Origin of the sequence: Mycobacterium sp. SM3041 (genome assembly GCF_039668335.1) — a bacterium.
Classification (GTDB): Bacteria; Actinomycetota; Actinomycetes; order Mycobacteriales; family Mycobacteriaceae; genus Mycobacterium.
This window is the reverse complement of the sequence record NZ_JAYXBQ010000004.1, coordinates 1-26,134: the sequence shown is the minus strand read 5'-3', so window position 1 is coordinate 26,134 and position 26,134 is coordinate 1. Positions and strand designations below refer to the sequence as shown.

At 67.8% G+C, this 26,134-nt stretch carries 28 protein-coding genes; 19 read left to right on the top strand and 9 right to left on the bottom strand.

Going from position 1 to position 26,134, the window contains the following annotated elements:
• Positions 1–37: 37 nt before the first annotated feature.
• Entirely contained in the window at positions 38–1,246 is a 1,209-nt protein-coding gene (locus tag VXD91_RS02970) for an IS110 family transposase (protein WP_346414620.1), read from the bottom strand.
• A gap of 252 nt (positions 1,247–1,498) precedes the next feature.
• Here VXD91_RS02970 and VXD91_RS02965 point away from each other — a divergent pair, with 252 nt between their 5' ends.
• Positions 1,499–2,023 (top strand): YbhB/YbcL family Raf kinase inhibitor-like protein, encoded by a 525-nt coding sequence (locus VXD91_RS02965; RefSeq protein ID WP_346414619.1) that lies wholly within the window; start codon positions 1,499–1,501, stop codon positions 2,021–2,023.
• 115 nt (positions 2,024–2,138) lie between these two features.
• Positions 2,139–3,494, top strand: a complete 1,356-nt coding sequence (locus VXD91_RS02960) for a hypothetical protein (RefSeq protein WP_346414618.1) — start codon at positions 2,139–2,141, stop codon at positions 3,492–3,494.
• Between the two features lie 6 nt (positions 3,495–3,500).
• Here VXD91_RS02960 and VXD91_RS02955 read toward each other — a convergent pair whose 3' ends face one another.
• The 3 genes from VXD91_RS02955 to VXD91_RS02945 are packed head-to-tail and all read right to left on the bottom strand — an operon-like array spanning position 3,501 to position 5,876.
• Entirely contained in the window at positions 3,501–4,559 is a 1,059-nt protein-coding gene (locus VXD91_RS02955; RefSeq protein WP_226521475.1) for a quinone-dependent dihydroorotate dehydrogenase, read from the bottom strand.
• 10 nt (positions 4,560–4,569) lie between these two features.
• Positions 4,570–4,869: a DUF5703 family protein gene (locus VXD91_RS02950; protein WP_138248676.1), complete on the bottom strand. Its 300-nt coding sequence runs from the start codon at positions 4,867–4,869 to the stop codon at positions 4,570–4,572.
• A complete protein-coding gene (locus VXD91_RS02945; protein WP_212812031.1) occupies positions 4,869–5,876 on the bottom strand; it encodes a hypothetical protein in 1,008 nt (335 codons plus the stop codon). Before VXD91_RS02945 ends, VXD91_RS02950 begins: the two co-directional genes overlap by 1 nt.
• A gap of 169 nt (positions 5,877–6,045) precedes the next feature.
• Here VXD91_RS02945 and VXD91_RS02940 point away from each other — a divergent pair, with 169 nt between their 5' ends.
• From VXD91_RS02940 to VXD91_RS02915, 6 genes are all read left to right on the top strand, one after another.
• Positions 6,046–6,357, top strand: a complete 312-nt coding sequence (locus VXD91_RS02940) for a hypothetical protein (protein ID WP_061006446.1) — start codon at positions 6,046–6,048, stop codon at positions 6,355–6,357.
• 53 nt (positions 6,358–6,410) lie between these two features.
• Positions 6,411–7,238 carry an undecaprenyl-diphosphate phosphatase gene (locus tag VXD91_RS02935; protein WP_346414626.1) on the top strand — a complete coding sequence of 276 codons (828 nt, stop codon included), beginning with the start codon at positions 6,411–6,413 and terminating at the stop codon, positions 7,236–7,238.
• On the top strand, positions 7,235–7,954 hold the full coding sequence (locus VXD91_RS02930; protein WP_226521478.1) for a histidine phosphatase family protein: 720 nt from the start codon (positions 7,235–7,237) through the stop codon (positions 7,952–7,954). The genes VXD91_RS02935 and VXD91_RS02930 overlap by 4 nt, the downstream gene beginning before the upstream one ends.
• Positions 7,955–7,983: 29 nt before the next feature.
• Entirely contained in the window at positions 7,984–8,577 is a 594-nt protein-coding gene (locus VXD91_RS02925) for a DUF3090 domain-containing protein (protein ID WP_346414617.1), read from the top strand.
• Positions 8,564–9,379 carry an SCO1664 family protein gene (locus VXD91_RS02920; protein ID WP_346414616.1) on the top strand — a complete coding sequence of 272 codons (816 nt, stop codon included), beginning with the start codon at positions 8,564–8,566 and terminating at the stop codon, positions 9,377–9,379. The genes VXD91_RS02925 and VXD91_RS02920 overlap by 14 nt, the downstream gene beginning before the upstream one ends.
• A gap of 68 nt (positions 9,380–9,447) precedes the next feature.
• Positions 9,448–10,113 carry a GNAT family N-acetyltransferase gene (locus tag VXD91_RS02915; protein WP_061006433.1) on the top strand — a complete coding sequence of 222 codons (666 nt, stop codon included), beginning with the start codon at positions 9,448–9,450 and terminating at the stop codon, positions 10,111–10,113.
• A 64-nt stretch (positions 10,114–10,177) separates the two neighbouring features.
• On the opposite strand, the gene VXD91_RS02910 is transcribed toward VXD91_RS02915, so the two are convergent.
• On the bottom strand, positions 10,178–10,435 hold the full coding sequence (locus VXD91_RS02910; RefSeq protein WP_346414615.1) for a hypothetical protein: 258 nt from the start codon (positions 10,433–10,435) through the stop codon (positions 10,178–10,180).
• A gap of 136 nt (positions 10,436–10,571) precedes the next feature.
• Here VXD91_RS02910 and VXD91_RS02905 point away from each other — a divergent pair, with 136 nt between their 5' ends.
• Positions 10,572–11,363, top strand: a complete 792-nt coding sequence (locus tag VXD91_RS02905; RefSeq protein WP_061006431.1) for a 3'(2'),5'-bisphosphate nucleotidase CysQ — start codon at positions 10,572–10,574, stop codon at positions 11,361–11,363.
• On the opposite strand, the gene VXD91_RS02900 is transcribed toward VXD91_RS02905, so the two are convergent.
• From VXD91_RS02900 to uraD (VXD91_RS02890), 3 genes are read right to left on the bottom strand one after another with little or no spacing between them, the layout of a single operon-like run.
• Positions 11,293–12,156 carry a MurR/RpiR family transcriptional regulator gene (locus VXD91_RS02900; protein WP_061006430.1) on the bottom strand — a complete coding sequence of 288 codons (864 nt, stop codon included), beginning with the start codon at positions 12,154–12,156 and terminating at the stop codon, positions 11,293–11,295. The genes VXD91_RS02905 and VXD91_RS02900 overlap by 71 nt on opposite strands.
• Complete coding sequence (gene uraH / locus VXD91_RS02895) at positions 12,156–12,485, bottom strand: hydroxyisourate hydrolase (protein ID WP_061006429.1); 330 nt, start codon at positions 12,483–12,485, stop codon at positions 12,156–12,158. Before uraH ends, VXD91_RS02900 begins: the two co-directional genes overlap by 1 nt.
• Positions 12,482–12,970: a 2-oxo-4-hydroxy-4-carboxy-5-ureidoimidazoline decarboxylase gene (uraD, locus tag VXD91_RS02890; RefSeq protein WP_346414614.1), complete on the bottom strand. Its 489-nt coding sequence runs from the start codon at positions 12,968–12,970 to the stop codon at positions 12,482–12,484. Before uraD (VXD91_RS02890) ends, uraH begins: the two co-directional genes overlap by 4 nt.
• A 201-nt stretch (positions 12,971–13,171) precedes the next feature.
• Here uraD (VXD91_RS02890) and pucL point away from each other — a divergent pair, with 201 nt between their 5' ends.
• Genes pucL through VXD91_RS02860 form a run of 6 tightly spaced genes read left to right on the top strand, consistent with a single transcriptional unit; the run spans position 13,172 to position 21,223 of the window.
• Positions 13,172–14,083: a factor-independent urate hydroxylase gene (gene pucL / locus VXD91_RS02885; RefSeq protein ID WP_346414625.1), complete on the top strand. Its 912-nt coding sequence runs from the start codon at positions 13,172–13,174 to the stop codon at positions 14,081–14,083.
• A 3-nt stretch (positions 14,084–14,086) separates the two neighbouring features.
• Positions 14,087–14,914 carry an FAD binding domain-containing protein gene (locus VXD91_RS02880; protein WP_346414613.1) on the top strand — a complete coding sequence of 276 codons (828 nt, stop codon included), beginning with the start codon at positions 14,087–14,089 and terminating at the stop codon, positions 14,912–14,914.
• Complete coding sequence (gene uraD, locus VXD91_RS02875) at positions 14,904–16,829, top strand: 2-oxo-4-hydroxy-4-carboxy-5-ureidoimidazoline decarboxylase (protein ID WP_212812021.1); 1,926 nt, start codon at positions 14,904–14,906, stop codon at positions 16,827–16,829. The genes VXD91_RS02880 and uraD (VXD91_RS02875) overlap by 11 nt, the downstream gene beginning before the upstream one ends.
• A gap of 34 nt (positions 16,830–16,863) precedes the next feature.
• Positions 16,864–19,602 (top strand): molybdopterin-dependent oxidoreductase, encoded by a 2,739-nt coding sequence (locus VXD91_RS02870; protein WP_212812020.1) that lies wholly within the window; start codon positions 16,864–16,866, stop codon positions 19,600–19,602.
• Positions 19,599–20,081, top strand: a complete 483-nt coding sequence (locus VXD91_RS02865) for a nucleoside deaminase (RefSeq protein ID WP_212812019.1) — start codon at positions 19,599–19,601, stop codon at positions 20,079–20,081. The genes VXD91_RS02870 and VXD91_RS02865 overlap by 4 nt, the downstream gene beginning before the upstream one ends.
• The gene (locus VXD91_RS02860; RefSeq protein WP_346414612.1) at positions 20,048–21,223 is read left to right on the top strand and encodes an XdhC family protein; all 1,176 of its coding nucleotides are present in this window, start codon (positions 20,048–20,050) and stop codon (positions 21,221–21,223) included. Before VXD91_RS02865 ends, VXD91_RS02860 begins: the two co-directional genes overlap by 34 nt.
• On the opposite strand, the gene VXD91_RS02855 is transcribed toward VXD91_RS02860, so the two are convergent.
• The gene (locus VXD91_RS02855; protein ID WP_346414611.1) at positions 21,166–21,765 is read right to left on the bottom strand and encodes an NTP transferase domain-containing protein; all 600 of its coding nucleotides are present in this window, start codon (positions 21,763–21,765) and stop codon (positions 21,166–21,168) included. The genes VXD91_RS02860 and VXD91_RS02855 overlap by 58 nt on opposite strands.
• A gap of 17 nt (positions 21,766–21,782) precedes the next feature.
• Between VXD91_RS02855 and VXD91_RS02850 the strand changes: the two genes are divergently transcribed.
• Genes VXD91_RS02850 through VXD91_RS02835 form a run of 4 tightly spaced genes read left to right on the top strand, consistent with a single transcriptional unit; the run spans position 21,783 to position 25,962 of the window.
• The gene (locus VXD91_RS02850) at positions 21,783–22,361 is read left to right on the top strand and encodes a nucleoside deaminase (RefSeq protein WP_212812018.1); all 579 of its coding nucleotides are present in this window, start codon (positions 21,783–21,785) and stop codon (positions 22,359–22,361) included.
• A 20-nt stretch (positions 22,362–22,381) separates the two neighbouring features.
• Positions 22,382–23,632 carry a cysteine--1-D-myo-inosityl 2-amino-2-deoxy-alpha-D-glucopyranoside ligase gene (gene mshC, locus VXD91_RS02845; protein WP_212812017.1) on the top strand — a complete coding sequence of 417 codons (1,251 nt, stop codon included), beginning with the start codon at positions 22,382–22,384 and terminating at the stop codon, positions 23,630–23,632.
• A 30-nt stretch (positions 23,633–23,662) separates the two neighbouring features.
• On the top strand, positions 23,663–24,538 hold the full coding sequence (locus VXD91_RS02840) for an SDR family oxidoreductase (protein WP_212812016.1): 876 nt from the start codon (positions 23,663–23,665) through the stop codon (positions 24,536–24,538).
• Positions 24,539–24,540: 2 nt separating this feature from the next.
• Positions 24,541–25,962, top strand: a complete 1,422-nt coding sequence (locus tag VXD91_RS02835; protein WP_346414610.1) for a DUF1254 domain-containing protein — start codon at positions 24,541–24,543, stop codon at positions 25,960–25,962.
• Positions 25,963–26,134 lie beyond the last annotated feature (172 nt).

Sequence of the window (26,134 nt, the reverse complement as noted above, 5' to 3'; positions counted from 1 at the left end):
CGAAGTTTGACCGCCGAAAGGACTCTCAATGACCGTGTCAAGCCGCCGCAGTGGCGATTTGGGGCGTGTCGGGGTGCCAGGTCCGGTTGTCACGGATGAGGGCGTAAAGGACGTTGACGCGTCGGCGGGCCAGGCAGATGGTGGCCGGGATAGCGCGTTTGCCTTGGTCTCGTTTGCGCTGGTAGTACGCCTTCGACGTGGGATCGCAGCGGATCGCGGTCAGCGCGGACATGTACATCACCCGGCGCAGGCGGCGGCTGTAGCGCTTGGGCGTGTGCAGCCGGCCGGTGCGTTTGCCGGAGTCTTTGGATACCGGCGCCAGGCCGGCCCAGGCGGCGAGCTGGTCAGGCGATTGGAGCAGTGCGGGATCGCCGACCACGGCAAGGAATTCGGCGCCGAGTCGGAAGCCGATGCCGGGCAGGCTGGTGATCACCTCGGCGAGCGGATGGCGGCGAAATCGTTCCTCGATGTCCGCGTCGGTGTGTTTGATGCGCTCATCGAGGTTGATCACCCCTTGGGCCAGCTCGGCGACCAATCCGGCGCCAACATCTTCACCCGCGAGGCGGACGGTCTGAGCTTTGGCCGCTGTCACCGCGGCAGCCGCGATCGTGGCGGCGTTGCGCACCCCGGCCGCTGCCAGAACTTTGGTCAGCCGCGAAACACCCGTTCGGCGAATCGCTTTCGGCCGTTGATAGTGCGCCAGCAGCACCGCCCAACCCCGGTCTTGGCTGAGCTCGGCGACGCGTTCGAGGGCCGGGCATACGGCCAGCAGTTGTTGGCGCAGACGGTTGATGGTGCGGGTGCGATCGGCCACCAGATCGGCGCGGTGGGCGGTGAGCATGCGCAGCTCGGTGATCAGGTCATCGCCGGGACGCAGGACCGGCAGGTCCGCACCGCGCATCCGGGATTGATCGGCAATCACCCGGGCGTCTTTGGCGTCGGTCTTGGATTCACCACCCCGGTAGGTGGCCGATGCTTGCCACACCTGCCGGCCCGCAAGGTAACGCACCGTCTTGCCTTCATCGGCCAGCACCGTGAGGACCAGTGCGGCGTACGCGTTGCTCAAGTCCACCGCCCAGGACACCTCACCGGCAAGCTTTTCGACCTCGGCGACCAGGTCGCGGATCGTGCGCTCGTCGTTGACCACCTTGCGCGAGAACACCATGTTGCCGTTGCCGTCCACGACGCACACCCAGTGATGTTCTTTGCCGACGTCGACGCCAGCCCATACCTGGTCTTCGGTCACCGGACCTCTTTTCGCTTGTCTGCCAACAGAATCCCCAAGGACGACCTCGCCGGCATTTCCTTAAACAAGCGATCGCATCGCAGATCTCAATCAGCGGCCCGAGGAAGTCCAGGCAGGCCGGGCGGCCAGTCCTTTCAAGCCGCACCACCAGGGCCGGCACCAACATGGCAGCCATACCCGACCCACCCGGGTCACAGCCAAACGTAACGCTCAGCAATACGAAGTAACTGCAACTACAAACTTAAGGACAACATGACCGCTTCGCCGTATGACAACCTGCCGCAGCTGCCGACCTTCACCCTGACCTCGACATCGCTGACCGACGGCGGCCCGTTGGCCAACGCTCAGGTCAGTGGCATCTTCGGCGCCGGGGGAGAAGACGTCTCGCCGCAGCTGAGCTGGTCGGGCTTCCCGGCCGAGACCCGCAGCTTCGCCGTCACCGTCTACGACCCCGACGCACCGACCGCGTCGGGCTTCTGGCACTGGGCCGTCGCCAACCTGCCCGCCGACGTGACCGAGCTGGCCGCCGACGCGGGCAACGGCGAGGCGCTGCCCGGCGGCGCCATCACTCTGACCAACGACGCGAGCCTCAAGCGCTTCCTGGGCGCCGCCCCGCCGGCCGGCCACGGCCCGCACCGCTACTACATCGCGGTGCACGCACTACCTGTGGAAAAGCTGGACATCCCCGAGGATGCCACCCCGGCGTTCCTGGGCTTCAACCTGTTCACGCAGGCCATCGCCCGGGCCGTCATCCACGGCACGTACGAGCAGAAATAGGCCGCGCGCGCCGGGTCGCGGCTCGTCATCGCCCGACCTACTATCGGACCGAGGTCGGGGCAGCGACGCTTGCCGAACCTGAAGGGGGCCATCAGCTTTGTCCACATCCACTTCGGTGAATAAGCGCTCGGCGCCGACGGACGAGGACCGCCTCGACTACATCGACCAGGCCACCTTCCTGTCGTACCGGGCCAATGGCCGGGTCCAGGTCGGCATGGCGCTGTGGTTCTACGAGGGGCCGGTGGACCTCGACGGGTTGCGCCGGTTCAACGAGAACTTCGGCAAGGGGATGGTGGCGCGGTACATCGAGCGCTCCCCACTGCCGTTCGGCCGTCATCGTTGGGTGGCCGCGTCAGGCCCGCCGCGGCCGGTCGACGTCGCCGAAACTCCCTGTCCACGTTCAGGACTGAGCGACTGGCTGGAGGAGCGTGCCCAGATCCCGATCGATCCCGAGCGCGGGCCGGGTTGGCACCTGGGGGTGCAGCCTTTCACCGATGGCTCGACGGCGGTCGCGATAGTGCTCTCGCACTGTCTGATCGACGGCAGCGGCTCGGTCGTCGCGTTCATGGACGCGGTCCTGGGCAACGAGCGCGACCTCGGCTACGAGCGGCCGCGATCCCGGACCCGTCTGCAGGCGATCCGTTCCGACCTGCGACAGACCTTCAGGGACCTGCCGGAGCTCCGGAGGACGGTCAAGGTCGCCGCCAAACTGGCCCGAGAGCGGCGCGGCGAGATGACGGCAACACCGTCGACAGGAGGGTCTGCCTCCGGTGACGAACTCGTGCACGTGCCGTTCGCGTCCGCCATCATCGACCTCGATCACTTCGATGCGCGTGCAGTAGAACTCGGCGGAAACGGCCATTCACTGGTCGCTGCGTTCGCCACGCGACTGGGCGTACGGATGGGCCGCCAGCGTGCGCGGGACGGCGCCATCTCGTTGATGGTCGCGATCAACGACCGCACGTCCTTCGAGGACACCAGGGCCAACGCGATGACGTTCACGACGTTCACCGTCGATCCCGCTTCGGCCACAACCGACCTGACTGCGCTGCGCGGCGAGATCCGCACCGCGCTGCGCCGCGCCCGGGAGCAGCCGGACGAGTCCTTCCAGCTGTTGCCACTGACGCCGTTCATCCCGCGGCGGGCGGTCCGCCATACTGCGGCCATGGTGCTCGGCGAGCTTCCGGTGACCTGCTCCAATGTCGGCGACGTGCCGGAGCTGGTCGGCCGTATCGACGGAGTCCGCCAGGCCGATTACGTGATCTGTTGGGGTGTCGAGCAGAACGTCAAGAAACGCGACATCGAGCAGCCCGGCGGCCTGCTGGTGGTGACGGCCCTGCGCCACAACGGCAAGGTCACCCTGGGCGTCGTGGGCTATCAGGTAGGCGCCGAGAACACCAAGGCCGTGCTGCGCGAGCACGTGCAGCAGACCTTGGACGAACTCGGTGTCATGCCGCTGGAGGTTTACTAGGCCGAGCTACGCGCCCGAACCCACCGCATCGGCCAGTGAAGCGAAGCCACCGGCCTTCAACTTCGCGGCCACGCCGTCGTGAATGTGCTTGGCCCACAGGCCGCCGCCGTAGATGAAGCCGGTGTAGCCCTGCACCAGGGAGGCGCCGGCGAGGATGCGCTCCCAGGCGTCGTCGGCGGTCTCGATGCCACCGACGCTGATCAGCACCAGCTGATCGCCGACGCGCTTGTGCAGCCGCCGCAGGATCTCGAGCGACCGCGCGGCCACCGGCGCCCCGGACACGCCGCCCGCGCCCAGCTCGGCGACGCCGGGCGTCAGCAGCCCTTCACGAGAGATCGTGGTGTTGGTCGCGACGATCCCCGCGAGGCCCAGTTCGACGGCCAGGTCGGCGATCTCGTCGACGTCGTCGTCGGACAGGTCGGGCGCGATCTTCACCAGCACGGGCTTGGTCGTCTCGGCGCGCACGGCGGCCAGGATCGGTCGTAGCGACGCCACGGCCTGTAGGTCACGCAGCCCGGGCGTGTTCGGCGAGCTGACGTTCACCACGACGAAGTCGGCCAGTGGCCCGCACAGGCGGGTGCTCTCGGCGTAGTCATCGACGGCGTGTTCGGGCGGGGTGACCTTGGTCTTGCCGATGTTCACGCCGATGGGCACGGTGGACTGGCTGCGGGTCAGCTTGATGGCGAGCTCGCCTGCCCCGTGGTTGTTGAAGCCCATGCGGTTCAGCAGCGCGCGATCCTCGGGCAGCCGGAAAAGCCGCGGCGCCGGGTTGCCGGGCTGCGCCTGCGCCGTCACGGTGCCCACCTCGGCGTAGCCGAAACCCAGTGGGCCCCAGGCGTTGATGCCACTGCCGTTCTTGTCGAAGCCGGCTGCCAGGCCCACCGGGCCCGGGAACGTCACGCCGAACACCGTCGTCTCCAACACCGGATCCGACGGGGCCAGCCACTTGGCCAGCAACCGGCGGCTGACGGCCAATCCGGTCGCGACGCGCAGCAGCGCGAACACCCAGGTGTGAATCCGCTCCGGGGACACCAGGAAGAACACCCAGCGCAGGGCGCGATACATCAACGGCTCCTCACATCGACGGCTGTTCGGGCGCCAACCTATCGGGCACCTGGCCCGTCGTTTCGCCCGCCCCGGGCACATTTCCCGTCGCGTCGCCCGTCCTGATCTTGCGGCGGCGCAGCAGCACCCGGCGCGAACCGTCGGTATAGAGGCGCACGCGCGTCAGTTCCCACCCGCGGTATTCGGCCTCGATCGACAGCCGGATCGACGCCGACAGCCTGGTCACTTCCGGCGGCAGTCGGAGCGGAATCCATTCGTAGTCGTCGGACAAGTCCTCCGCCCACGCTGCCGGCATCCGCCCCCGCTGCATCAGTGGCCGCCCGACCCCGGCCCCGCGGCGGCGTTCGCGATCACCTGGACCCCGGCGCCCGACCCCGACACCACGAACAAGGTGCCGGTGCGTTCGTCGAAGGAGAGGACGTCGGGCTGCTGCACGGTGCGATATCGGACTTTCTCGACGGGGATACCAGTCGAAAGATCGTAACCAACCACGCTGTTCGTCGCGGTCTGTGAAACCCAGGCGAGTTTCGCCGATCCGACGATGCCGTACGGCGCGCCCCGCACCGGCGCCTGCTGCCGCAGCATGAGCGGTGTCGTCCCGAAGACCAGCAGGCCGTCGCCGCGCGTGTCGGCCACCAGCACCCGCCCGGCGGGATCGGCGGCCAGCGTGGTGGCGCCTTCACCGGCGCGTAGCGCCTGGGCGACGTCGGTGCCGTCGGCGTTCACCTCGGTCACCGAGGTTTGCCCGCGGTCCAGGACCACGACGGTATTGCCTTGCGCGGCAAGGCCGTCCACGCGGGCGAAGGCCTTCATCCGGGACTTCACCGCGGTGCCGTCGACGATCAGCACCGCCCCGTCGGCGGTGCCCAATGCCAGTTTCCCGTCGGCCCGCCGGGCGATCGAGGTGAAATCGGTGCCGGACTGGCCGTCGACCGTGACCGCTTGCACCGTGCGCTTGCCGATGTCGAACCGCAGGTAGCCGCCGCGGGTGGACAGGAACGCCGTGCCCGCGCCGTCGACTGTGACGCCCGTCGCAGCGGCCGGCAGGACCACCGGCGGTGTGCCGGGCACCGTCACCACCGGACGTCCGGCGTCGGTGCCGAGCACGACGAGCGACGCCGTCGCCGTGTCGAAGGCGGCGCCGGTGCCGGGCCCGGGAAGGGAGCGGACGACGCCGTCGGGAGCGCCGGTGACCGGGGGTGACACCGCGGCGCGTGCGGGCGAGATGGTCGGCGGCGCCGTCTCGGCCGGATGTGACGAGCACGCCGCCAGCGTGCCGACGGCCAGCGCGGCCGTCGCGAATCTCGTTAGACCCACCCGATATTCACGCAGCCGACAATTAATGGGATGGTGATCCATTGACACAGGCTGGCTTTCGGTCGGTGAACGGCGGTTAATCGCTAATTGCCAGTTTAGGCAAATATTTTGACGTCAATTATCTGCTTCAGGCGGGTACGTCACGTACCGGAGGGGTATGGTCGGGACCATGAGCATTGCCACCGACGGCGATCTGGCCAACGGTAATTTTGCTATCGAAGACCTTTCGACAGGTCTGCGGGCCAGCGGGTTTGGCCAAGTTGGCGACGGCCGGAGTTTTTCATTTCGCCTTGACGACAAGCGCGTGTTGATTGTGGAGGTCTACCGCCCGCGTCTGTCGGGGCCGGTGCCGCAGGAAGAGGACGTCGTCGCGGTGTCCTCGCGAAGCCTGGCGCACGTCGACGTGCACGACGAGCGCAGTCTCGCCGCCGCCGTACGCGACGCGGTCGCCGACGCACAACCGGTGCAGCGCAACCACTAACGCCTGCGCCTGCCGCTCACGGTACGGTCGTCGGCGTGACTGACGTGGCAGCCATGAGCTGGTGGCAGACGATCGTGCTGGCCGTCCTCCAGGGGCTCACCGAGTTTCTGCCGGTGTCGTCGTCGGGCCATCTGGCCATCGCCTCCCGGGTTTTCTTCGCCGATGATGCGGGCGCGTCGTTCACCGCGGTCACCCAGCTCGGGACCGAGGCCGCGGTGCTGATCTATTTCGCCAAGGACATCTGGCGCATCCTCACCGCCTGGTTCGCCGGGCTGACCGACGCTGCCCGCCGCACCGCCGACTACTGGCTGGGCTGGTGGGTGATCATCGGCACCATCCCGATCTGTGTGCTGGGACTGCTGTTCAAGGACCAGATCCGTTCCGGCGCCCGCAATCTGTGGGTCATCGCCACCGCGATGATCGTGTTCTCCGCGGTGATCGCCCTCGCCGAGTACGCCGGCAAGCAGACCCGCGACGTCGAGCAGCTGACCTGGAAGGACAGCGTCATCGTCGGCCTGGCGCAGTGCCTGGCGCTGGTGCCGGGGGTGTCGCGGTCCGGCGCGACCATCAGCGCCGGCCTGTTCCTCGGCATGAACCGCGAGCTGGCGGCGCGCTTCGGCTTCCTGCTCGCCATCCCGGCGGTGCTGGCCTCCGGCCTGTTCTCGCTGCCCGACGCCTTCAAGCCCGTCACCGAAGGCATGAGCGCCACCGGCGCGCAGCTGACCGTCGCCATCTTGATCGCGTTCGTCGTCGGCTACGCCGCGGTGTCCTGGTTCCTGAAATTCCTGGTGCGGCACAGCATGTACTGGTTCGTCGGCTACCGCGTCGTGCTCGGCGCGACGGTGCTGGCGCTGCTCGGCACCGGGGTGGTGGCCGCATGACCGTCATCTTGCTGCGGCACGGACGCTCGACGTCCAACACCGCCCACACCCTGGCCGGCCGGTCCGAGGGCGTCGACCTCGACGACAAGGGCCGCGCGCAGGCCGACGGTGTCGTCGCCCGAATCGGCGAGCTGCCGGTCAAGGCCATCGTCCGTTCGCCGCTGCTGCGCTGCCAGAACACTGTCGCCCCGCTGGCCGCGGCGCTCGGTATCGAACCGCGCGTCGACGACCGGCTGACCGAGGTCGACTACGGCGGCTGGACCGGCCGCAAGATCGCCGACCTCGTCAAAGAGCCGCTGTGGCCCGTCATCCAGCAGCAGCCCAGCGCCGCGGTGTTCCCGGACGGTGAGGGGCTGGCCCAGGTGCAGTCGCGCGCGGTGGCCGCCGTCCGCGAGATCGACCGGGCCCTGGCGCAGGAGCACGACGGCGACACGCTGTGGATCGCCTGCACGCACGGCGACGTCATCAAGGCGGTGCTGGCCGACGCCCTGGGCGTGCACCTCGACGGCTTCCAGCGGATCGTCGCCGACCCGGCCTCGATGAGCGTCATCCGCTACACGCCGCACCGGCCGTTCGTCCTGCACGTCAACCACACCGGCACGGATCTCTCCTCGTCGCTTCGCCCCCCGCCCGCGGAACCCAAATCCGACCAGCCCGGCAAGCCCGACGATGCCGTACCGACACACGACGCAACCGTCGGCGGCTCGACCGATTAGACCGGTGAACCGGTATTTTGAAAGGTGCCATGGCTCGCGCAATTCACGTCTTCCGTTCTCCCGACCGCTTCGTGGCCGGGACCGTTGGGCAGCCTGGTAACCGGACGTTCTACCTGCAGGCCGTGCACGACCAGCGGGTCGTCTCGGTCATGCTGGAGAAGCAGCAAGTCGCGGTCCTGGCCGAACGCATCTCCGCCCTGCTGGTCGAGATCAACCGCCGGTTCGGCACGCCGATCCCGCCCGACACCGGCGAGGTGACCGACCTCAACCCACTCGTGATGCCTGTGGACGCCGAATTCCGGGTCGGCACCATGGGTCTGGGTTGGGACTCCGAAGCGCAGACCGTGGTGGTCGAGCTGCTGGCCGTCACCGACTCGGAATTCGATGCCTCCGTCGTGCTCGACGACGCCGAGGAAGGTCCCGACGCCGTGCGGGTGTTCCTGAGTCCGCGGTCGGCCCGGGACTTCGCGAACCGCTCCAACCGGGTGATCTCCGCCGGCCGGCCGCCGTGCCCGCTGTGTGAGGAGCCGCTCGACCCGGAGGGACATATCTGCGTGCGCACCAACGGGTATCGGCGCGGCATGCTGGATGCCGACGGTGAAGAGCCGGATGACGCCTCCTGACGCCGAACGGATTCTGCAACGCGGTGAGCTGACGGCGCTCGGGCGCATCAGGTCGGCCAGCAACGCGACGTTCCTGTGCGAAGCCGAGCTGGACGGCGCGCTGCTGCACTGCGTGTACAAGCCGATCTCCGGGGAGGCGCCGCTGTGGGACTTCCCCGACGGCACCCTGGCCGGACGCGAGCTGGCGGCCTATCTGGTGTCTGCCGCACTGGGCTGGAACCTGGTGCCGCACACCATCATTCGTGACGGCCCGGCAGGCCCGGGCATGGTGCAGCGCTGGGTCGACCAACCTGGCGACGCGCTCAGTGAAACCGAACCGCCGCCCGGCCCGGACCTCGTGGACCTCGTTCCGGCCGGCCGGGTGCCGGCGGGATACCTGCCCATCCTGCGGGCCTACGACCACAAGGGCGACGAAGTGGTGCTGGTGCACGCCGACGACGCCCGGTTGCACCGGCTGGCGGTGTTCGACGTACTGATCAACAACGCCGACCGCAAGGGCGGGCACGTGCTGGCCGGCGCCGACGGCCAGGTGTACGGCGTCGACCACGGCGTGAGCCTGCATGCCGAGGACAAGCTGCGGACCGTGCTGTGGGGCTGGGCCGGAGAACCGATCGACGACGACGTGCTCGGTGCGGTCGCCGCATTGCGGGACGCGCTGCGCGACGGCCTCGCCGCGACGCTGGCCCCGCACCTCACCCGTCCCGAGATCGCCGCGCTGCAAGCGAGAGTTGTTGAGCTGCTTGACAATCCGATCATGCCTTCCCCGGATCGGCACCGGCCGATCCCGTGGCCGGCCTTTTGATCGCAGTTTGCACACAGGTAACCGATTTACGCCGCCCTACCGATCGGTAGTGCTCTAGGCTCGTCGGCATGACCGACCACGACAAGGCCGCAGCCCGCCGCGAGATCACCGATGCGCTCCAGAAAGCACTGGACCGCCGGCACGAGGTGCTCGACGTCATCGTCGAAGCCGACAACAAGGCTGCCGCCGTTGATGCCATCGCCAAGCTGCTGGGCACCTCGCATGCCGGCGGCGAGCAGGTCATGGCGATGTCCTTCGATCTGCTGACCAAGGACGCCCGCAAGCGCATCGCCGACGAGCTCGAAGATCTGAACAGCCAGTTGTCCTTTGCGGTGAAAGACCGCCCCGCCAGCTTCGGGGACAACCTGTCGCTGCGCCCGTTCTCCGGTGCCGCCGACCGCGACATCTTCGCCACCCGCACCACCGATGTCGGTGCTTCCGGTGACGGCTCTGGCCGCGCTGCCGGCGACCTGGACGACGAGATCAAGGCCGCGCTTGCCCGCGTCAACGCCGAGGAAGCGGTGTGGTTCGTCGCCGAGGAGGATGGCGCCAAGGTCGGCATGGTGTTCGGTGAGCTGGACGGCGGCGAGGTCAACGTCCGCATCTGGGTCCACCCGGAATACCGCCACCGTGGCTACGGCACCGCAGCGCTGCGCCGGTCGCGGTCGGAGATGGCGTCGTACTTCCCGGCCGTGCCCATGGTCGTCCGCGCTCCGGGAGCCACCCCGAGTTAGGCTGTGCCGCAACGGAAAAGGGCTCCGGAAATCTCCCGGAGCCCTTTTCGTGCCTGTGGGCGGCTCAGCCGGAATACGGCTTGGCCTTCACCGGCGGGGAAGCGAGGGTGACGGGCTCGACGTTGCTGGGCGTCGTCGGCGTCTCGGTGGCACCCATGTTCATGCCGGCGACGGTCGGCTGGTTGTACTCGCCAGTGGTCGAGCCGTGACCTGACGAGGCGACGGGAGTGTTGTCCGGCGCTGGTGCGTTGGTCACGCCGAGTACGCCCATCGTCACTGCTGCGGAGATGCCCACGAATCCGAATGTCTTCGCCACCTTCATGACGTCCTCCTTGCTGACTACCCGGTAAATAGTTGTTCGAAATGTTATGAGGCCTATTTCGGCAGGACCTGCCAGCAGCCTGCAACGTGCCTGTGAATAGGCGATTTCGGCTGTGACCTTGCCCTCGGCGATACTCATGGGCATGGCGGACAGCGGCAGTGAGCGCAGCGATGTCGCGTTGGCCGCCGAGGTCGCGCAGGAGGCAGGGGAGTTCCTGCTGTCGGTGCGCGACCGGCTCGGCTCCCACGATCCGTACACCCTCGGCGCGGCCGGCGACCGGCACGCCAACACGCTGATCCTCGACCGGCTGCGCACGGCGCGCCCCGACGACGCCATCCTGTCGGAGGAGGCCGCCGACGACCTCGTCCGGCTGCGCTCGGACCGGGTGTGGATCGTCGACCCGGTCGACGGCACGCGCGAGTTCGGCCGTGGCCGGCCGGACTGGGCCGTCCACATCGCGCTGTGGCAGCGCAACGGCAGCCCGCACGGGTCCATCACCGATGCCGCGGTCGCGCTACCGGCGCACGGCGAGGTGCACCGCACCGACACCGTCACCGGGCCGCCGCCGCGTCGTCCCGGCCCCATTCGCGTCGCCACCAGTACCTACCGGCCGCCGGCTGTCGTGTGGTGGCTGCGTGATGTGCTCGACATGGAGCTCGTCGGCATCGGTTCGGCCGGCGCCAAGGCGATGGCCGTGGTGCGCGGCGACGTCGACGCCTACGTGCACGCCGGCGGGCAGTGGGAATGGGATTCGGCGGCACCGGCCGGCGTGGTGCAGGCGGCGGGGCTGTTCGCGTCGCGTCTCGACGGCTCGCCGCTGCGGTACAACCGGCCCGATCCGTACCTGCCGGACTTCGTCATGTGCCGCCCGGAGTTCGCCGACTCGTTGCTCGATGCGGTGCGCCAAGTGTCTCGTGGACCGAGTTGACGCGGTCGATGCGCTGCGCGCCGTCAGGCGTGAGGGCCAGGACGCGATCGGACAGCACGGCAACGAGGCTCATCACCGCAGCGTGGCTGTCGAACGCGCCGGGGGAGACGTTCGGGCATTCGAGCCACCAGGTGGCACGTGCCGCGAGCGCACGCAGTTGGTCATCGGCGAAGAGCGCCAACGGAATTCGTGAGTCGGAAGCCCAGTCGACGAGTTCTTTGGCCCACCGGCCGTGGCGCCGGAACGACATCGCGATGACGAGATCCCGCTCATCGAAGTCCGCGATGTCCTCGGCGACGGACTGACCCGAACTGGGCGCCAACCAGGTGTCGGGCCGGATCTGCGCGAGGTTCAGCCTCAGCAGCGTTGCCGCGGCCAGGCTGCTCCGGTAGCCGCAGACGGCGACGCGACGGGCAGTGGCGATCTTCTCTGCGATGGCCTCGACCACGGCCTCATCCAGCAGCGCGTGCATAGCGTGCAGGTTTGCGATGTCCTGCGAGATGATCGCGCTGACGTCGGGCGTCCTCTCGATGGCGAGGGGCACACCCGACCGGCGCAGGGCGCGCAGGTGCTCACGCATGGCATCGAAGTTGGTGAATTCCAGGGCGCGCACCAGCCGCGAGAACGTCGCCTTCGAGACGTCGGCCATGGTGGCCAGTTCGCTGGCGCGATAGGTGCCGGCATCGCCCGCGTGCGCGAGCAGCACATCGGCAGCGCGGCGTTCCTGTGGACTCAGCGACGCATAGCAATTCGCGATTCTCGCCTCCAGCGAGTCCGGCTCGTCCGCGCGCATCAGCTGCCCTTGTAGGTGGTGTAGGCAAACGGGCTGAGCAACAGCGCGACGTGCGTGTGGCCCGCTCCGATCGTGACGTGCAAGTCGACGGCCGGGTAGAACGTCTCCCGACCGGCACTGGCGAACCAGGCGCCCGTCGCGAAATGCAGTCGGTAGTCACCGGCATCGAGTGGGGCGTCCCAACGGATTCGGCCGTCGCTGTCGGTGTGCGCGGCCGCCACCTGTTCGTTCATTCGGCTCAGCACGACCTCGAGATCCGCGGCGGGTTTCCCGCGGGCGGCGTCGAGCACATGGGTGGACAGCGATGTCTGCGCGGTCGGCGATGTCATGGTGTCACCCGTTCCGCGAGGCGGAGCAGGGCGATCTCACGAAGCTCGCCGATGGCGATGGCGGCTTCCTCTTCGCGGCCCAGTGACAGCCGGTATCGCAGGGCGTCATAGATGTCGGCCGCGCTGCGGCCCTTCGCGCGGATGAGAAAGATGCGCCCGAACTTCGCTTCGTAGTCCGCGTTGGCTCTGGCCATCGTCGCCGCGAGCTCGTCGGGCATGGCTGGTTGTTCGCCGCGGGAGAGCCTGGACTCGACAGCCGGTCCATCGGCGCGTTCGCCGATGCGGGGGTGCTGGGCCAGCGCCTGGTCCAGATTCTCGATGCTCCAGTCGCCGGCGGCGCGCGCGGCCGCCGACTCGAGTTCGCCGACAGTGGCATAAGGCCGCGCGGCGACAACCACGCTGAGCCAGGACGCAATATCGGCGCAGGGGCGCAGCACGTCTTCGGCTTCCTCGGGCAACGCAGAGTTGAAAGTCTGAAGATCCATGGTCTGAATCTAGCGTTGCAGCAAAGATTCGCCCTGACGAGATTGTTACGATCCCTTTACGGCCAGGTCCACGGCATTCCGGGGATCGGCAGGCTGGATGCACCGTCACACGGTTGAAACGAAATGGTGACGCCACAACAAAAACTGAAACGTACGTTGCAGCGGTAAGCCGTTCAACGTGCGTCAGGGGAAATCGTGGCAGTGGGTGACATCGTCCTCGGGTCGAATCAGTACGGCAAGGCGGAGAACCGCCTCGTGCGCATCGTCCGGGACACCCCCGTACATCGCATCATCGATCTGAACGTCACCTCGCAGTTGCGGGGCGACTTCAGCGCATGCCACTACGAGGGCGACAACTCGCACGTCGTCGCGACCGACACGCAGAAGAACACGGTGTACGCCTACGCGAAAGAAGTGGGCGTGAAGTCACCCGAGGATTTCCTGATCGCATTGGGCAGGCACTTCGTCGGGGATTTCGAGTGGGTCACCGGAGGCCGTTGGGCGGCAGAGGAATACGCGTGGGAACGGATCGTCGTCGACGGCAAGCCACACGACCACTCGTTTGTGCGGACCGGCAAGTTCGTCCGGACGACGGTCGTTCAGATGGCCGGCGACACCACCTGGGTGGTGTCCGGCATCAAGGACTGCGTCGTGCTCAAGTCGACCGGATCAGAGTTCCACGGCTTCCCCCGGGACAAATACACCACGCTGGTCGAGACCGACGACCGCATCATGGCCACGTCGGTCACCGCATGGTGGCGCTACCTGACCCCGGACGCCGGCGACCCTGAGCTCGACTTCAACGCGCTGCACGAGGCCATCACCGACGTCGTGCTCGCCACGTTCGCCGGCGTCCATTCGCTCTCGTTGCAACAGACGCTGTTCGAGATCGGCAAGGCGGTCCTCGAGAAGTTCGATGTTGTCGCCGAAGTGAAGTTGTCGTGTCCCAACAAACACCACTTCGTCGTCGACCTCAGCCCGTTCGGTCTGGAGAACCCGAACGAGGTCTTCTACGCCGCCGACCGGCCGTACGGGTTGATCCAAGCCACCATCACCCGCGAAGGCGCGGAGCAGGCGCCCGAGGCGTGGACCACGATTCCGGATTTCTGCTGAGCCATGGACCTGGACACCGTCAGCCGATACCGATTCGCGCGCTCCCGCGACGACCTGCACCTCGCCGACGGCGAGTCCTTCGTCGCCGGCGGGACATGGCTGTTCTCCGAACCGCAGGCCGAAGCCACCGGCGTCGTCGACCTCACGACCATGGGCTGGTGCCCCATCGAGCACACGGACGAGGGGCTGCGCATCGCGGCCACGTGCACCATCACCGAACTCGTGCGCTACCCGCGCCGCGCCGAGTGGCCGGCCCAGCAGCTCTTCGGCGACTGCGCCAACGCGTTGCTCGCCTCGTTCAAGATCTGGAACGTCGCCACCGTGGGCGGCAACATCTGCCGTTCATTCGCGGCCGCATCGATGGTGTCGCTTGCCGTCGCCCTCGACGGCGTGGCCGAGATTTGGACTCCTGACGACCAGACCCGATGGGAACCCGTCGCGGATCTGGTCACCGGCAACGGGATCAACTCGCTGGCCCACGGCGAAGTGCTGCGGGCCCTGCACCTGCCCGAACGGGCGCTGCGGTCCACGGCGGCACTGCGCACCATCGCGCTGGCCGAGTACGGACGCTCCGGTGCCGTCGTCAGCGGCCGCCGCGACGACGACGGATCGGCGGTCTTCACCGTCACGGCTGCGACGCTCGCGCCCACCGTCTTTCGCTATCCGGCGATGCCCGGCGCCGAAGCTCTCCGGTCCGACGTCCTGGCCGCATCCGGTTATTACACCGACCCACTCGGGTCCGCGGATTGGCGCCGCGCCGTCAGCGCGGTGCTGGCCGTGGACATTCGCTCAGAAATTTCTTCTCGCCTGGAGGTGGGCCATGCCGATTGAGACGGACCGAGCCGACGTCGCGCGCAAGGCCGTGCATCCCGTCGACGAAGTGTTGCCGATTCCCAAGCTCGCGGTGTACGGAATGCAGCACGTGCTGGCGTTCTATGCCGGCGCGGTGTTGGTTCCGATCATCGTCGCCGGCGCCCTGAAGCTGTCGCCCGAGCAGACGATCCACCTCATCAATGCCGATCTGTTCACGTGTGGCATTGCCACGATCATCCAGTCCGTCGGCTTCTGGAAAGTGGGCGTCAAACTCCCGTTGATCCAGGGGGTGACCTTCGCGGCGGTCAGCCCGATGATCGCGATCGGCACCGCCGGCGGCTTGTCAGGGGTTCCCGGTCTGCTGTCGGTGTACGGGTCGGTGATCGTCGCCGGACTCTTCACCTTCTTCATGGCGCCGTACTTCTCGAAGCTGCTGCGCTTCTTCCCGCCGGTCGTGACCGGATCGGTCATCACGATCATCGGCATCGCGCTCCTGCCCGTCGCGGCCAACGACATCGTCGGTGGCACGACCACCGAGGCGATGAAAACGGATGTGGCGCTGAAGGATCTCGCGTATGCCGCGGGCACGCTGCTGATCATCATCGTGATGCAGCGCCTCTTCCGCGGGTTCCTCGCGACGATCGCCGTGCTGGCCGGGCTGGTCATCGGCACTGCGGTCGCGGCGCTGCTCGGGGATGTCGATTTCAGTGCGGTAGGTACATCCCACTGGCTCGGCGTGACCACGCCGTTCTACTTCGGCTGGCCCACATTCAGCGCCACCGCGATCATCTCGATGATCGTCGTCATGATCATCACCGCGGTGGAAACCACGGGTGATGTCTTCGCGACGGCCGAGATCGTGGGTAAACGCGTGGGCGCCAACGACATTGCCAGAGCACTGCGCGCCGACGGCATGGCGACCACGATCGGCGGCGTCCTCAACTCGTTCCCGTACACGTGCTTCGCGGAGAACGTCGGGCTCGTTCGCTTGACGCAGGTCAAGAGCCGCTGGGTGGTCGCCACCGCGGGGGTCATCATGATCGTGCTGGGCTATCTCCCCAAGGCCGCGGCCGTCGTGGCCGCGATCCCGCATTCGGTGCTCGGCGGGGCGTCGCTGGCGCTGTTCGCCACCGTGGCTGTGGTGGGCATCCAGACCCTGTCGAAGGTCGACTTCAATGACCACCGCAACGCGGTGATCGTCGGCACCGCACTCGGCCTGGGCATGCTCGTCACCGCCCAACCGCTGTTGAAGTTCAGTTTTCCCGCCTGGGCCCAGATCATCTGTGGCTCAGGGATCACGCTGGGCGCCCTTGCCGCGATCGTCCTGAACATCGTGTTCTTCCACATCGGGCCGAACCGCGGCCCGATGGTTGCGGGCACGCCACGGACCGGCGAAGTCGGACTCGATGCCGTCAACAAGATGACGCAGGAGGAGTTCGTCAAGACGTTCTCGATCCTCTATCAGGGCCTCGCCTGGCCGGTCGAGCGCGCGTTCGCGCAACGTCCGTTCGCCGACACCCGCGCACTGCGTGGTGCCGTCCAGACCGCGCTGCTCGCCGCTACCCCCGCCGAGCAGATGGAGTTGATGCAGGCGTATCCGGACCTCGCCCAAACTCAGGAACACAACGTGTCGAAAGTCGATCTGGCCTACCTGGGTCTCGACGGTCTCACCGAGGAGGAGGCCGAGGAATTCAGCGAGTTGTCTGCGGCCTACGAAGCCAAATTCGGCTTCCCCCTCATCATCTGCCTTCGGGATCTGGAAAGGCGCGAACACATCCTGACCCTCGGCTGGCGGCGCCTGGACAATTCCCCGCAGGTCGAGCACATGGCGGCGCTCGGTGAGATCTCGCGGATCGCGGCGTGGCGATTCGACGACCTGGTTGCCGACGCGAATCCCATCGCCTCCGCCCGACGCCTGCGAATCGCGCGATGACGACCGGCCGGCGGCACCGCGTAGTGGTGTGCGTATGAGATTTGATGTCAACGGCACGACCGTCGAAGCCGATGCTCGCCCGGGGCAGTGCTTGCGAACCCTGCTCCGGGAGACCGGGAACCTCGACGTCAAGAGGGGATGCGACGCCGGCGACTGCGGAGCGTGTGCGGTCATCCTCGACGGCGTGCCGGTGCACTCCTGCATTTACCCCGCCGCCCGGGTGGGCGGCCGCGCGGTCACCACGGTTGCCGGGCTTGCCGACGGCGATGACCTCCATCCGGTGCAGCGTGCGTTCTGCGACAACTTCGCCTTCCAGTGCGGCTTCTGCACTGCCGGAATGATCGTCACCGCCGCCACCCTCGAGCCTGACGACCTCGGTGATCTCGACCGCCGGATGAAGGGCAACCTGTGTCGTTGCACCGGCTACCGCCCGATTCGCGAGGCGATCCATGCGGCCGTCGCGGGCAGTGGCGACGGCGTGGCCGTTGCGGGTCCGGCCATCGGACAGTCACTGCGGCCGCCCGCCGGCCGACGGATCGTCACCGGGTGCGAGCCCTTCACGTTCGACATCGACGTGCCCGGGCTGCTGCATCTCGCGGTGCTGCGGTCACCCCATGCGCACGCCCGGATCCTGGCGATCGATACCGCGGCCGCCGAGCAGGTGCCCGGGGTCGAACTGATCCTCACGCACCTCAATGTCGCGACGCCGCGCTTTTCCACTGCGCGCCACGAGATCCGGACCGACGACCCGGACGACACCCTTGTGTTCGACCCGGTCGTCCGCTTCATCGGACAACGGGTCGCGGCGGTGGTCGCCGACACGCCCGCGGCCGCGCAGGACGCGGCACGCCGCATCGTGGTCGAGTACGAGCTGCTGCCCGGGGTGTTCGATCCGGAGGCCGCGAGGTCGGCGGGCGCGCCGCTGCTGCATCCGGACCGGACGCTCGAAGACGGCGTCGCCGACGCGTCGCGCAACGTGATCGCGGCGATGCATGAGGGTTTCGGCGGCGACATTGACGAGGCCCTGGCGGACGCCGATGTGACGGTCGGCGGTACGTGGCGGACCGCGCGGGTAACGCACGCGCAGCTGGAGGCCCACGGCACCATCGGCTGGTTGGACGACGACGGCCGGCTCACCCTGCGCACCAGCTCACAGGTTCCGTTTCTGGTTCGCAAGGAACTGTGCCTCCTGCTCGGCCTGCCCGAGGACCGGCTGCGCGTATACACCGCGCGTGTCGGGGGCGGTTTCGGCGGCAAGCAGGAGATGTTCACCGAAGACCTCGTCGCGGTCGCCGTGTTGCGCACCGGGCGGCCGGTCGCGTACGAAATGTCGCGGACCGATGAGCTCACCGCAACCGCCCATCGCCATCCCATGCGTGTCGACGTCACCCTCGGCGCCCGCTCCGACGGCACGTTGACCGCAATGAAGCTGGCCGTGCTGAGCGACGGCGGCGCCTACGGAAACCACTCGCCGGGCGTCATGTTCCACGGCTGCGCGGAGTCGATTTCGGTCTATCGATGCCCCGTCAAGCGGGTCGACGCCGAGGCCGTCTACACCAACAACCCGCCGTCGGGCGCGTTCCGCGGGTACGGGCTCGGCCAGGTGATCTTCGCCATCGAGAGCGCACTCGATGAGCTGGCGCTGCAACTGGGTATCGACCCGTTCACCATTCGTCGCACCAACATGGTGCGCGACGGCGACGACTTGTTGATCGCCCATCCCGAACCCGAACCGGACCTGATCTACGGCAGCTACGGCCTTGACCAGTGCCTCGACCTGGTCGAGCGGGCCCTGGCCGGTGCCGACGGCGAGAGCGCCCCGACGGGAGCTCAATGGCGGACAGGTGAGGGCATCGCATTGTCGGCGATCGCCACCATGGCTCCGCGAGGCCATTTCTCCTCGGTCAACGTTCGGCTCACCCCGAGCGGGTGCTATGAGGTGGGCATCGGGACCGTGGAGTTCGGCAACGGAACCACGACGGTGCACACTCAGATCGCCGCTACCGCGCTCGCCACCACACCGGAGCGGATCACGCTGCGCAACGGCGATACCGATGCCGCCGACTACGACACGGGAGCCTTCGCCTCGGCGGGGACCACGGTCGCGGGCAAGGCGTTGTACGCCGCGGCGTCGAGCATGCGCGAGCTGATTCTGGAGACGGTCCTTCAGCTGACCGGCGAAGTCGGCGCGCTGAGTGAACACGGCGTCGAGACCGCCACCGGGTTGGTGCCCTTCGCCGACGTCATCGCCGCTACGCCGGCGCAGCATCGGGTGGGCGACGGCATCCAGACGACCGGAGCCGAAACGGGTGAACTGCGTTCGATCGCGTTCAACGTGCAGGGATTTCGGGTCGCGGTCAATACCGAGACCGGGACGGTCAAGATTCTGCAGTCGGTGCACGCCGCCGACGCGGGCACCGTCGTCAATCCGGCGCAGTGCCGGGGGCAGGTTGAAGGCGGAGTCGCCCAGGGCATCGGGTCGGCGCTCTACGAAGAGATCGTGATCGACGAATCGGGCCGGGTATCGACGCCCACATTCCGCCTGTACCGGGTGCCCCAGATGGCCGACATTCCGGCGACGACAGCGTTGTTCGCCGAGACCGCCGACAACCTCGGTCCGTACGGCGCGAAATCGATGAGCGAATCCCCGTACAACCCGGTGGCGCCCGCTCTGGCCAACGCGATCCGCCGCGCCCTCGGTGTGCGTCCATACGAACTCCCCATGTCGAGGGACCGGGTCTGGCGGCTGGCGCAGGAAGGAAAACCACAATGAACGCTTTCACGGGTACCGATCCGAAGTGGCTCGGCGTCGCGATCGATCTGGCAACGGCCAATGTCGAAGCCGGCGGCGGGCCGTTCGGTGCGGTGGTTGTCGGCGCCGGTGAGCTGGTCTCCACTGGGCAGAACCGGGTGACGCAGAACCTTGATCCGACCGCACACGCCGAGGTCATGGCGATCCGGGCCGCTTGCGAGCGGGTCGGGAACTTCAGCCTTGCGGGGCACACGCTCTACTCGTCGTGCGAACCCTGCCCGCTGTGTCTGTCCGCGGCTTTGTGGGCCAGGGTCGATCGGATCGTGTTCGCGGCGGACCGCCACGACGCGGCCGTCGGCGGATTCGATGACCGGGCTTTCTACGAGTTGTTCGACAAGCCTCGGGCGCATTGGGAAGTCCCCGTCCAGCAGCACCGTTTGGACCGGTCGTTCCTGCCGTTCGAGACGTGGATCGGCAACAGCGCCCGGGTTCAGTACTGATCATGGACGTCATCGAGGACCTGGTGGCCCGCGCCCGGCTCGGTGAGTCGGTGGCACTGTGCACGGTGGTCGCGGCCAGCGGATCCACGCCGCGCGGGCCGGGTACGTCGATGCTCGTGACGGGCGACGGCTGCGTTGTCGGCTCCATCAGCGGTGGTTGCGTAGAGAGCGCGGTGTACGAGCTGGCGCTTGAGGTGCTGGCCTCGGGCGAGCCGAGGCTCGTCAGCTACGGCGCCGGTGACGAGTCGGTGTTCGCCGTCGGTCTGTTGTGCGGCGGAACCATCGATGTGTTCGTCGAGCGCGTCGGCCCGTCGAACGTCACCGAATTCGAGTTCGCGGTGAAAGTCGTCGATCGCGGGCAGACCGCTGTTCTGGCCACGCTCATCAGCTCTACGGTGCCGGCTCCGCTCCGTAGCGGCGCCCACCTGGTGGTCGCCGACCGGTCGGTGAAGGGCAGCCTCGGCGTCGGCGCGCTGGACGACGCCGTCGTCCGCGCCGCGGACTCGTTGACCACCAGCTGGACGCTGAGCGGCCCCGACGACGACGTCGTCTTCGCGCGCGTGCTGACGCCCAAACCGCGGATGATCGTCTTCGGCGCGACCGACTTCGTCGCCGCTGTCGCGCATGCGGCGGCATTCACCGGCTACCGCGTGACGGTGTGCGATGCGCGAGCGGTGTTCGCCACGAAAGACCGGTTCCCGATGGCTGACGAGGTTGTCGTGGACTGGCCCGATCGCTACCTCAGGCAGCAGGTCGATGCCGGGCTGATCGATGCCCGCACCGCGATCTGCGTTCTGACGCACGACGACCGCTTCGACGTGCCGCTACTCGAGGTCGCCCTGGCGTTGCCCGAGATCGGATTCGTCGGCGCCATGGGCTCGCGCAGAACCCATGACGAACGGGTGGCACGGCTGCGCGAGCGGGGGATCGACGACAGTCAATTGGCCCGGCTGTCTTCTCCGATCGGACTGGATCTGGGCGGCCGAACGCCCGAGGAGATCGCGATCGCGATCATGGCGGAGATCATCAGCCGGCGGGAAGGTGGAACAGGTCTACCGCTGCGGGACCTCGACGGCGATGTTCATCAGCGGGCCGGTGTGTCCGTATCTTCACCCGTCGCCAGATCCTCGCAGGGAACATGAAGCACGCCAACGCCGTTCAGGTATTCCTGTGCGCCGCGGTCGCCGCGAGCACTCGCACTGACCAGGTCCCAGTGACTGCGGCCGATGACGACGGGATGCCCAGGCGTGCCGGAGTAGGTCGCCCTGGCGAGCCGGTCCCGATCCGCAAGAGCACACAGGCGCGCGACGACGCCGGGCCCGACATCCGGCAGATCCACGAGATGAATCAGCGCGGCCTCACCGTCGATCGTCGTGAGTCCTGCCCGCAACGATGCCGCGATGCCTTCCTCCCAATCCGTCGCCACGATGGTCGACGCCGTGTCGGGCACGAGCGCCGCGGCGCGTTCGTATTCGGCGCCGAGAACGACGGCAACAGAGGCGCAGCCCCCCGAGAACAACACGTCGACGGCGCGCTCAATTGCGCCGGGCACCAAGGCTTTCGGCATGCCGAACCGACGGCCCGCGCCCGCGGCCAACAACAGCCCGGCGACCCGGGGTTGATCAGGCGGCCTCACCGTGCGGACGATACCGGCCCGGGCGTAGCCATCCGCCCCGAAAACCACCGATGAGGAGTATGCACATGGAACTCGTCCCGAGGCTGCTCGACGTGATCGAGTCCGACATCGTGCCGCTGACCGCGCAGGGCGTTTCCGCGGGCAACAAGGTCTTCGGGGCCGCGCTGCTGCGTAAATCGGATCTGTCGTTGGTGCTGGCGGGGACCAACGCGGAAACGCGCAACCCGCTTTTTCACGGCGAGATCAACACGCTCAACCAGTTCTACGAGATCGCAGACCGCCCGGCGACGCGTGACCTGCTGTTCCTGAGCACGCACGAGCCCTGCACCCTGTGCATGTCGGCGATCACCTGGGCCGGTTTCGACAACTACTACTACCTGTTCAGTCACGAGGATTCGCGCGACAGCTTCGCGATTCCGCATGATCTGCGAATCCTCAAAGAACTGTTCGGTCTGGACCCGGGCGGCTATCGACGGACCAACGCGTTCTGGACAGCGCACGGGATTTGTGAACTTGCCGATGCGCAGCCCGAACCGCGCCGCGGTGACCTGCACGATCGCATCGCGCGGATTGCCCGGCGGTATCAAGAGCTTTCGCAGCGGTATCAGGAGTTGAAGCCAGGCGGCGACATTCCGCTGAGTTGACGACGGCTAAAGTCGATGTCATGCGAGCGTGGCTGGCGCCCAGCGTCCCGAACCTGCCGGGCCGGCCGAAACAGGCCGGCCCCGAACTGCGGCTCTACGACACCGCCGACCGTCAGGTCCGGCCGGTCTCGGCCGGTCCGAAGGCCACCATGTACGTCTGTGGCATCACGCCGTACGACGCCACGCACCTGGGTCACGCCGCCACCTATCTGACGTTCGACCTGGTGCACCGGTACTGGCTCGACGCCGGGCGCGACGTCCACTACGTGCAGAACGTCACCGACGTCGACGACCCGCTGTTCGAGCGGGCCGCGCGCGACGGCATCGACTGGCGCGACCTCGGCGACCGCGAGACCGAGCTCTTCCGGCAGGACATGGCGGCGCTGCGGGTGCTCCCGCCGCACGACTACGTCGGCGCCATCGAGTCCGTCGCCGAGGTCGTCGAGCTCGTCGAGAAGCTGCTGGCGTCCGGCGCGGCGTACGTCATCGACGACGCTCAGTACCCCGATGTCTACTTCCGGGCCGACGCCACCACCCAGTTCGGCTACGAGTCGGGCTACGACCGCGACACCATGCTGGCGCTGTTCGGCGAGCGCGGCGGCGACCCCGACCGCGCCGGCAAGGCCAGCCAGCTGGACGCGCTGCTGTGGCGGGTGCAGCGCCCGGGCGAGCCGAGTTGGCCGTCGCCGTTCGGCGCGGGCCGGCCGGGCTGGCACATCGAGTGCGCCGCGATCGCGCTGAACCGCCTCGGTGCGGGTTTCGACATCCAGGGCGGCGGCAGCGACCTGACCTTCCCGCACCACGAGTTCTCTGCCGCCCACGCCGAATCAGTAACGGGGGAGCGGCGTTTCGCCCGCCACTACGTGCACGGCGGCATGATCGGCTGGGACGGCCACAAGATGAGCAAGAGCCGCGGCAACCTGGTGCTGGTGTCGCAGCTGCGCGCCGACGGCGTCGACCCGGGTGCCATCCGGCTCGGTCTGATGGCCGGGCACTACCGCGCCGACCGCTTCTGGAGCCCCGAGGTCCTCAGCACCGCGCAGGTGCGGCTGCAGCGCTGGCGGGCGGCCACCGCCCTGCCCGCCGGGCCGGATGCGACGGATCTGCTCGCCCGGGTGCGCCGGTACCTGGCCGACGATCTCGATACCCCGAAAGTCCTTGCCGCCCTTGATGGCTGGTCGACGGACGCCCTCGAATACGGCGGGCACGACGCCGCCGCGCCGCGATTGGTGGCCGACACCGTCGACGCGCTGCTCGGGGTGACCCTCTAGTCACTTCGTCGTGAGGGTACGTTTCGGACCATGTCTTCTGTGTACGGAAAAGTCGTCTTCATCACCGGTGGTGCTGCGGGGGTCGGGGCCGAGGTGGCCCGCCGGTTGCACCGCAAGGGCGCCAAGCTGGTGCTGACCGATGTCGACGCGACGGCGCTGGACGCCACGGCCGCCACGCTCGGTGACGATGTCCTGACCGTGGTCGCCGACGTCCGCGACCTGTCCTCGATGCAGGCCGCCGCCGACGCGGCCGTCGAGCGCTTCGGCGGTATCGACGTGGTGATGGCGAACGCCGGCATCGCTACCTACGGCTCGGTGCTGCAGGTCGACCCCGAGGCCTTCAAACGGCTGCTCGACATCAACGTGCTCGGGGTGTTCCACACCGTGCGCGCCACGCTGCCGTCGGTCATCGATCGCCGCGGCTACGTCCTGATCGTGTCGTCGCTGGCCGCCTACACCGCCGCTCCCGGCCTGGCGCCGTACAACGCCTCCAAGGCCGCCGTCGAGCACTTCGCCAACGCGCTGCGCCTGGAGGTCGGGTACCGCGGCGTCGACGTCGGCTCGGCGCACATGTCCTGGATCGACACCGCCATGGTGCGCGACACCAAGTCCGACCTGTCGACGTTCGCCGAGATGCTGACCAAGCTGCCGTGGCCCATCAGCAAGACGACGTCGGTCGACAAGTGCGGCGAGGCATTCGTCGCCGGCATCGAGGGCCGCAAGACGCGGGTGAACTGCCCCGGCTGGGTCGGCGCGCTGCGCTGGCTGCGGCCACTGCTGGCGACGCGCATCGGCGAGGTGCCAGTGGCCAAGTTCGTGCCCGACCTGCTGCCCCGCATGGACGCCGAGGTCGCCGCCCTGGGCCGCTCGTCCAGCGCGCACACCGAGCAGCTCGACAAGCACTGACCATGCGGGCCGGTTTCTTCGCCCTGGGCTTCGTCGCGATGCTGCTGGCGGTCACCGGGTGTGCAGACGAGAAGTCGTCGAGCCCGTCCCCGTCATCCCCGCCGACGCCGGAACAGGTGCGGGCCATCGCGAAATCCGCGTACACATACGGGTTTCCGATGGTCGACAACTACCGGGTCCAGTACTCGTACTTCGCCGACAAGGCCGGGCCCGAGTACAAGGGCGCCTGGAACCAGATCCACAACGTCGCGCGCGTCTTCACTCCCGAGGACAAGGCGATCCAGACGCCCAACTCGGACACCCCGTACTCGTTCCTGGGTGCCGACCTGCGCGCCGAGCCGCTGGTGCTGAGTGTGCCGGACGTCGAGCCGGGCCGGTACTACTCGCTGCAGTTCGTCGACGGCTATACCTACAACATCGCGTACGTCGGTAGCCGCGCGACGGGCAACGGCGCGGGCAAATACCTTCTGGCCGGGCCGAATTGGCACGGTGCGACCCCGCCAGGCGTCGAGCGGGTCATCCGCAGCTCGACCGAGCTGGCCTTCGTGCTGTACCGCACGCAGCTTTTCGGGCCGACGGACATCGAGAACGTCAAGAAGATTCAGGCCGGTTACCAGGTAACGCCGTTGTCGGCGTTCCTGAAGCAGCCACCGCCACCGCCGGCGCCGGCCATCGACTTCGTCGCCCCGCTGTCGGCGCAGGACGAGCGCACTTCGCCGAAGTTCTTCGAAATCCTCAACTTCGCAATGAAGTTCGCCCCGGTGCAGGCTGCCGAGGAGGTGATGTGGAAACGCTTCGCCACCATCGGCATCGGTCCCGACGGCACCTACCGAGCGGACCAGCTGACGCCCGAGAACCGCAAGGCCGTCGAGGCCGGCATCGCCGACGCGTGGGCGGCGTTCGAGACCTTCAAGAAGGACAAGTTCGACACCGGCGAAGTGACATCGGCTCAATTGTTCGGCACCGCAACGGATCTCAGGGGTAACTACCTGTACCGCATGGCCGGCGCGGTGCTCGGGATCTACGGCAACACCGCGGCCGAGGCGATCTACCCGGGCGAGTCGAACGACAGCACCGGCGCGCCCCTGACCGGTGCCAACAACTACACGCTGCGGTTCGCCCCGGGGCAGCTGCCGCCCGTCAACGCCTTCTGGTCGGTGACCATGTACGAGATGCCGCAGAGCCTGCTGGTGGCCAATCCCATCAACCGCTACCTCATCAACTCGGCGATGCTGCCCACCTTGATCAAGGACCCCGACGGCGGCATCACGCTGAACGTGCAGAACAAGTCGCCGGGACCGGCCCGCGAAGCCAACTGGCTACCCGCCCCGACCGGCCCGTTCATCATCGCGATGCGGCTGTACTGGCCCAAACCCGAAGCGCTCGACGGCACCTGGAAGGCCCCCAAGCCCGTCCGCGTCTAGTCACCTCCCCGCGAGCTCGGCCCGGGATCACCACCCCGCGAGCTCGGCCCGTGGTCACCTCCCCGCGAGCGGCCGTGCTTGTACGCGACACGCCGGTGTTCGCGTACAAAGCGGGGCCGCTCGTCGACGTCGAGTGGCCCCAAATTGCTCGCTGAGACCCGCGTGTCGGTGT

Bases quoted from the DNA above. Each gene is read 5' to 3' on its own strand.
- VXD91_RS02950 (WP_138248676.1), bottom strand. From the start codon at position 4,869: ATGCAGCGGGGGCGGATGCCGGCAGCGTGGGCGGAGGACTTGTCCGAC.
- uraD (WP_212812021.1), top strand. From the start codon at position 14,904: ATGCCGATTGAGACGGACCGAGCCGACGTCGCGCGCAAGGCCGTGCAT.
- VXD91_RS02930 (WP_226521478.1), top strand. From the start codon at position 7,235: ATGACCGTCATCTTGCTGCGGCACGGACGCTCGACGTCCAACACCGCC.
- VXD91_RS02965 (WP_346414619.1), top strand. From the start codon at position 1,499: ATGACCGCTTCGCCGTATGACAACCTGCCGCAGCTGCCGACCTTCACC.
- VXD91_RS02905 (WP_061006431.1), top strand. From the start codon at position 10,572: ATGGGCATGGCGGACAGCGGCAGTGAGCGCAGCGATGTCGCGTTGGCC.
- VXD91_RS02850 (WP_212812018.1), top strand. From the start codon at position 21,783: ATGGAACTCGTCCCGAGGCTGCTCGACGTGATCGAGTCCGACATCGTG.
- VXD91_RS02935 (WP_346414626.1), top strand. From the start codon at position 6,411: ATGAGCTGGTGGCAGACGATCGTGCTGGCCGTCCTCCAGGGGCTCACC.
- VXD91_RS02910 (WP_346414615.1), bottom strand. From the start codon at position 10,435: ATGAAGGTGGCGAAGACATTCGGATTCGTGGGCATCTCCGCAGCAGTG.
- uraH (WP_061006429.1), bottom strand. From the start codon at position 12,485: ATGACATCGCCGACCGCGCAGACATCGCTGTCCACCCATGTGCTCGAC.
- VXD91_RS02955 (WP_226521475.1), bottom strand. From the start codon at position 4,559: ATGTATCGCGCCCTGCGCTGGGTGTTCTTCCTGGTGTCCCCGGAGCGG.
- VXD91_RS02925 (WP_346414617.1), top strand. From the start codon at position 7,984: ATGGCTCGCGCAATTCACGTCTTCCGTTCTCCCGACCGCTTCGTGGCC.
- VXD91_RS02915 (WP_061006433.1), top strand. From the start codon at position 9,448: ATGACCGACCACGACAAGGCCGCAGCCCGCCGCGAGATCACCGATGCG.
- VXD91_RS02900 (WP_061006430.1), bottom strand. From the start codon at position 12,156: ATGCGCGCGGACGAGCCGGACTCGCTGGAGGCGAGAATCGCGAATTGC.
- uraD (WP_346414614.1), bottom strand. From the start codon at position 12,970: ATGGATCTTCAGACTTTCAACTCTGCGTTGCCCGAGGAAGCCGAAGAC.
- mshC (WP_212812017.1), top strand. From the start codon at position 22,382: ATGCGAGCGTGGCTGGCGCCCAGCGTCCCGAACCTGCCGGGCCGGCCG.
- VXD91_RS02840 (WP_212812016.1), top strand. From the start codon at position 23,663: ATGTCTTCTGTGTACGGAAAAGTCGTCTTCATCACCGGTGGTGCTGCG.
- VXD91_RS02870 (WP_212812020.1), top strand. From the start codon at position 16,864: ATGAGATTTGATGTCAACGGCACGACCGTCGAAGCCGATGCTCGCCCG.
- VXD91_RS02880 (WP_346414613.1), top strand. From the start codon at position 14,087: ATGGACCTGGACACCGTCAGCCGATACCGATTCGCGCGCTCCCGCGAC.
- VXD91_RS02835 (WP_346414610.1), top strand. From the start codon at position 24,541: ATGCGGGCCGGTTTCTTCGCCCTGGGCTTCGTCGCGATGCTGCTGGCG.
- VXD91_RS02940 (WP_061006446.1), top strand. From the start codon at position 6,046: ATGAGCATTGCCACCGACGGCGATCTGGCCAACGGTAATTTTGCTATC.
- VXD91_RS02920 (WP_346414616.1), top strand. From the start codon at position 8,564: ATGACGCCTCCTGACGCCGAACGGATTCTGCAACGCGGTGAGCTGACG.
- VXD91_RS02865 (WP_212812019.1), top strand. From the start codon at position 19,599: ATGAACGCTTTCACGGGTACCGATCCGAAGTGGCTCGGCGTCGCGATC.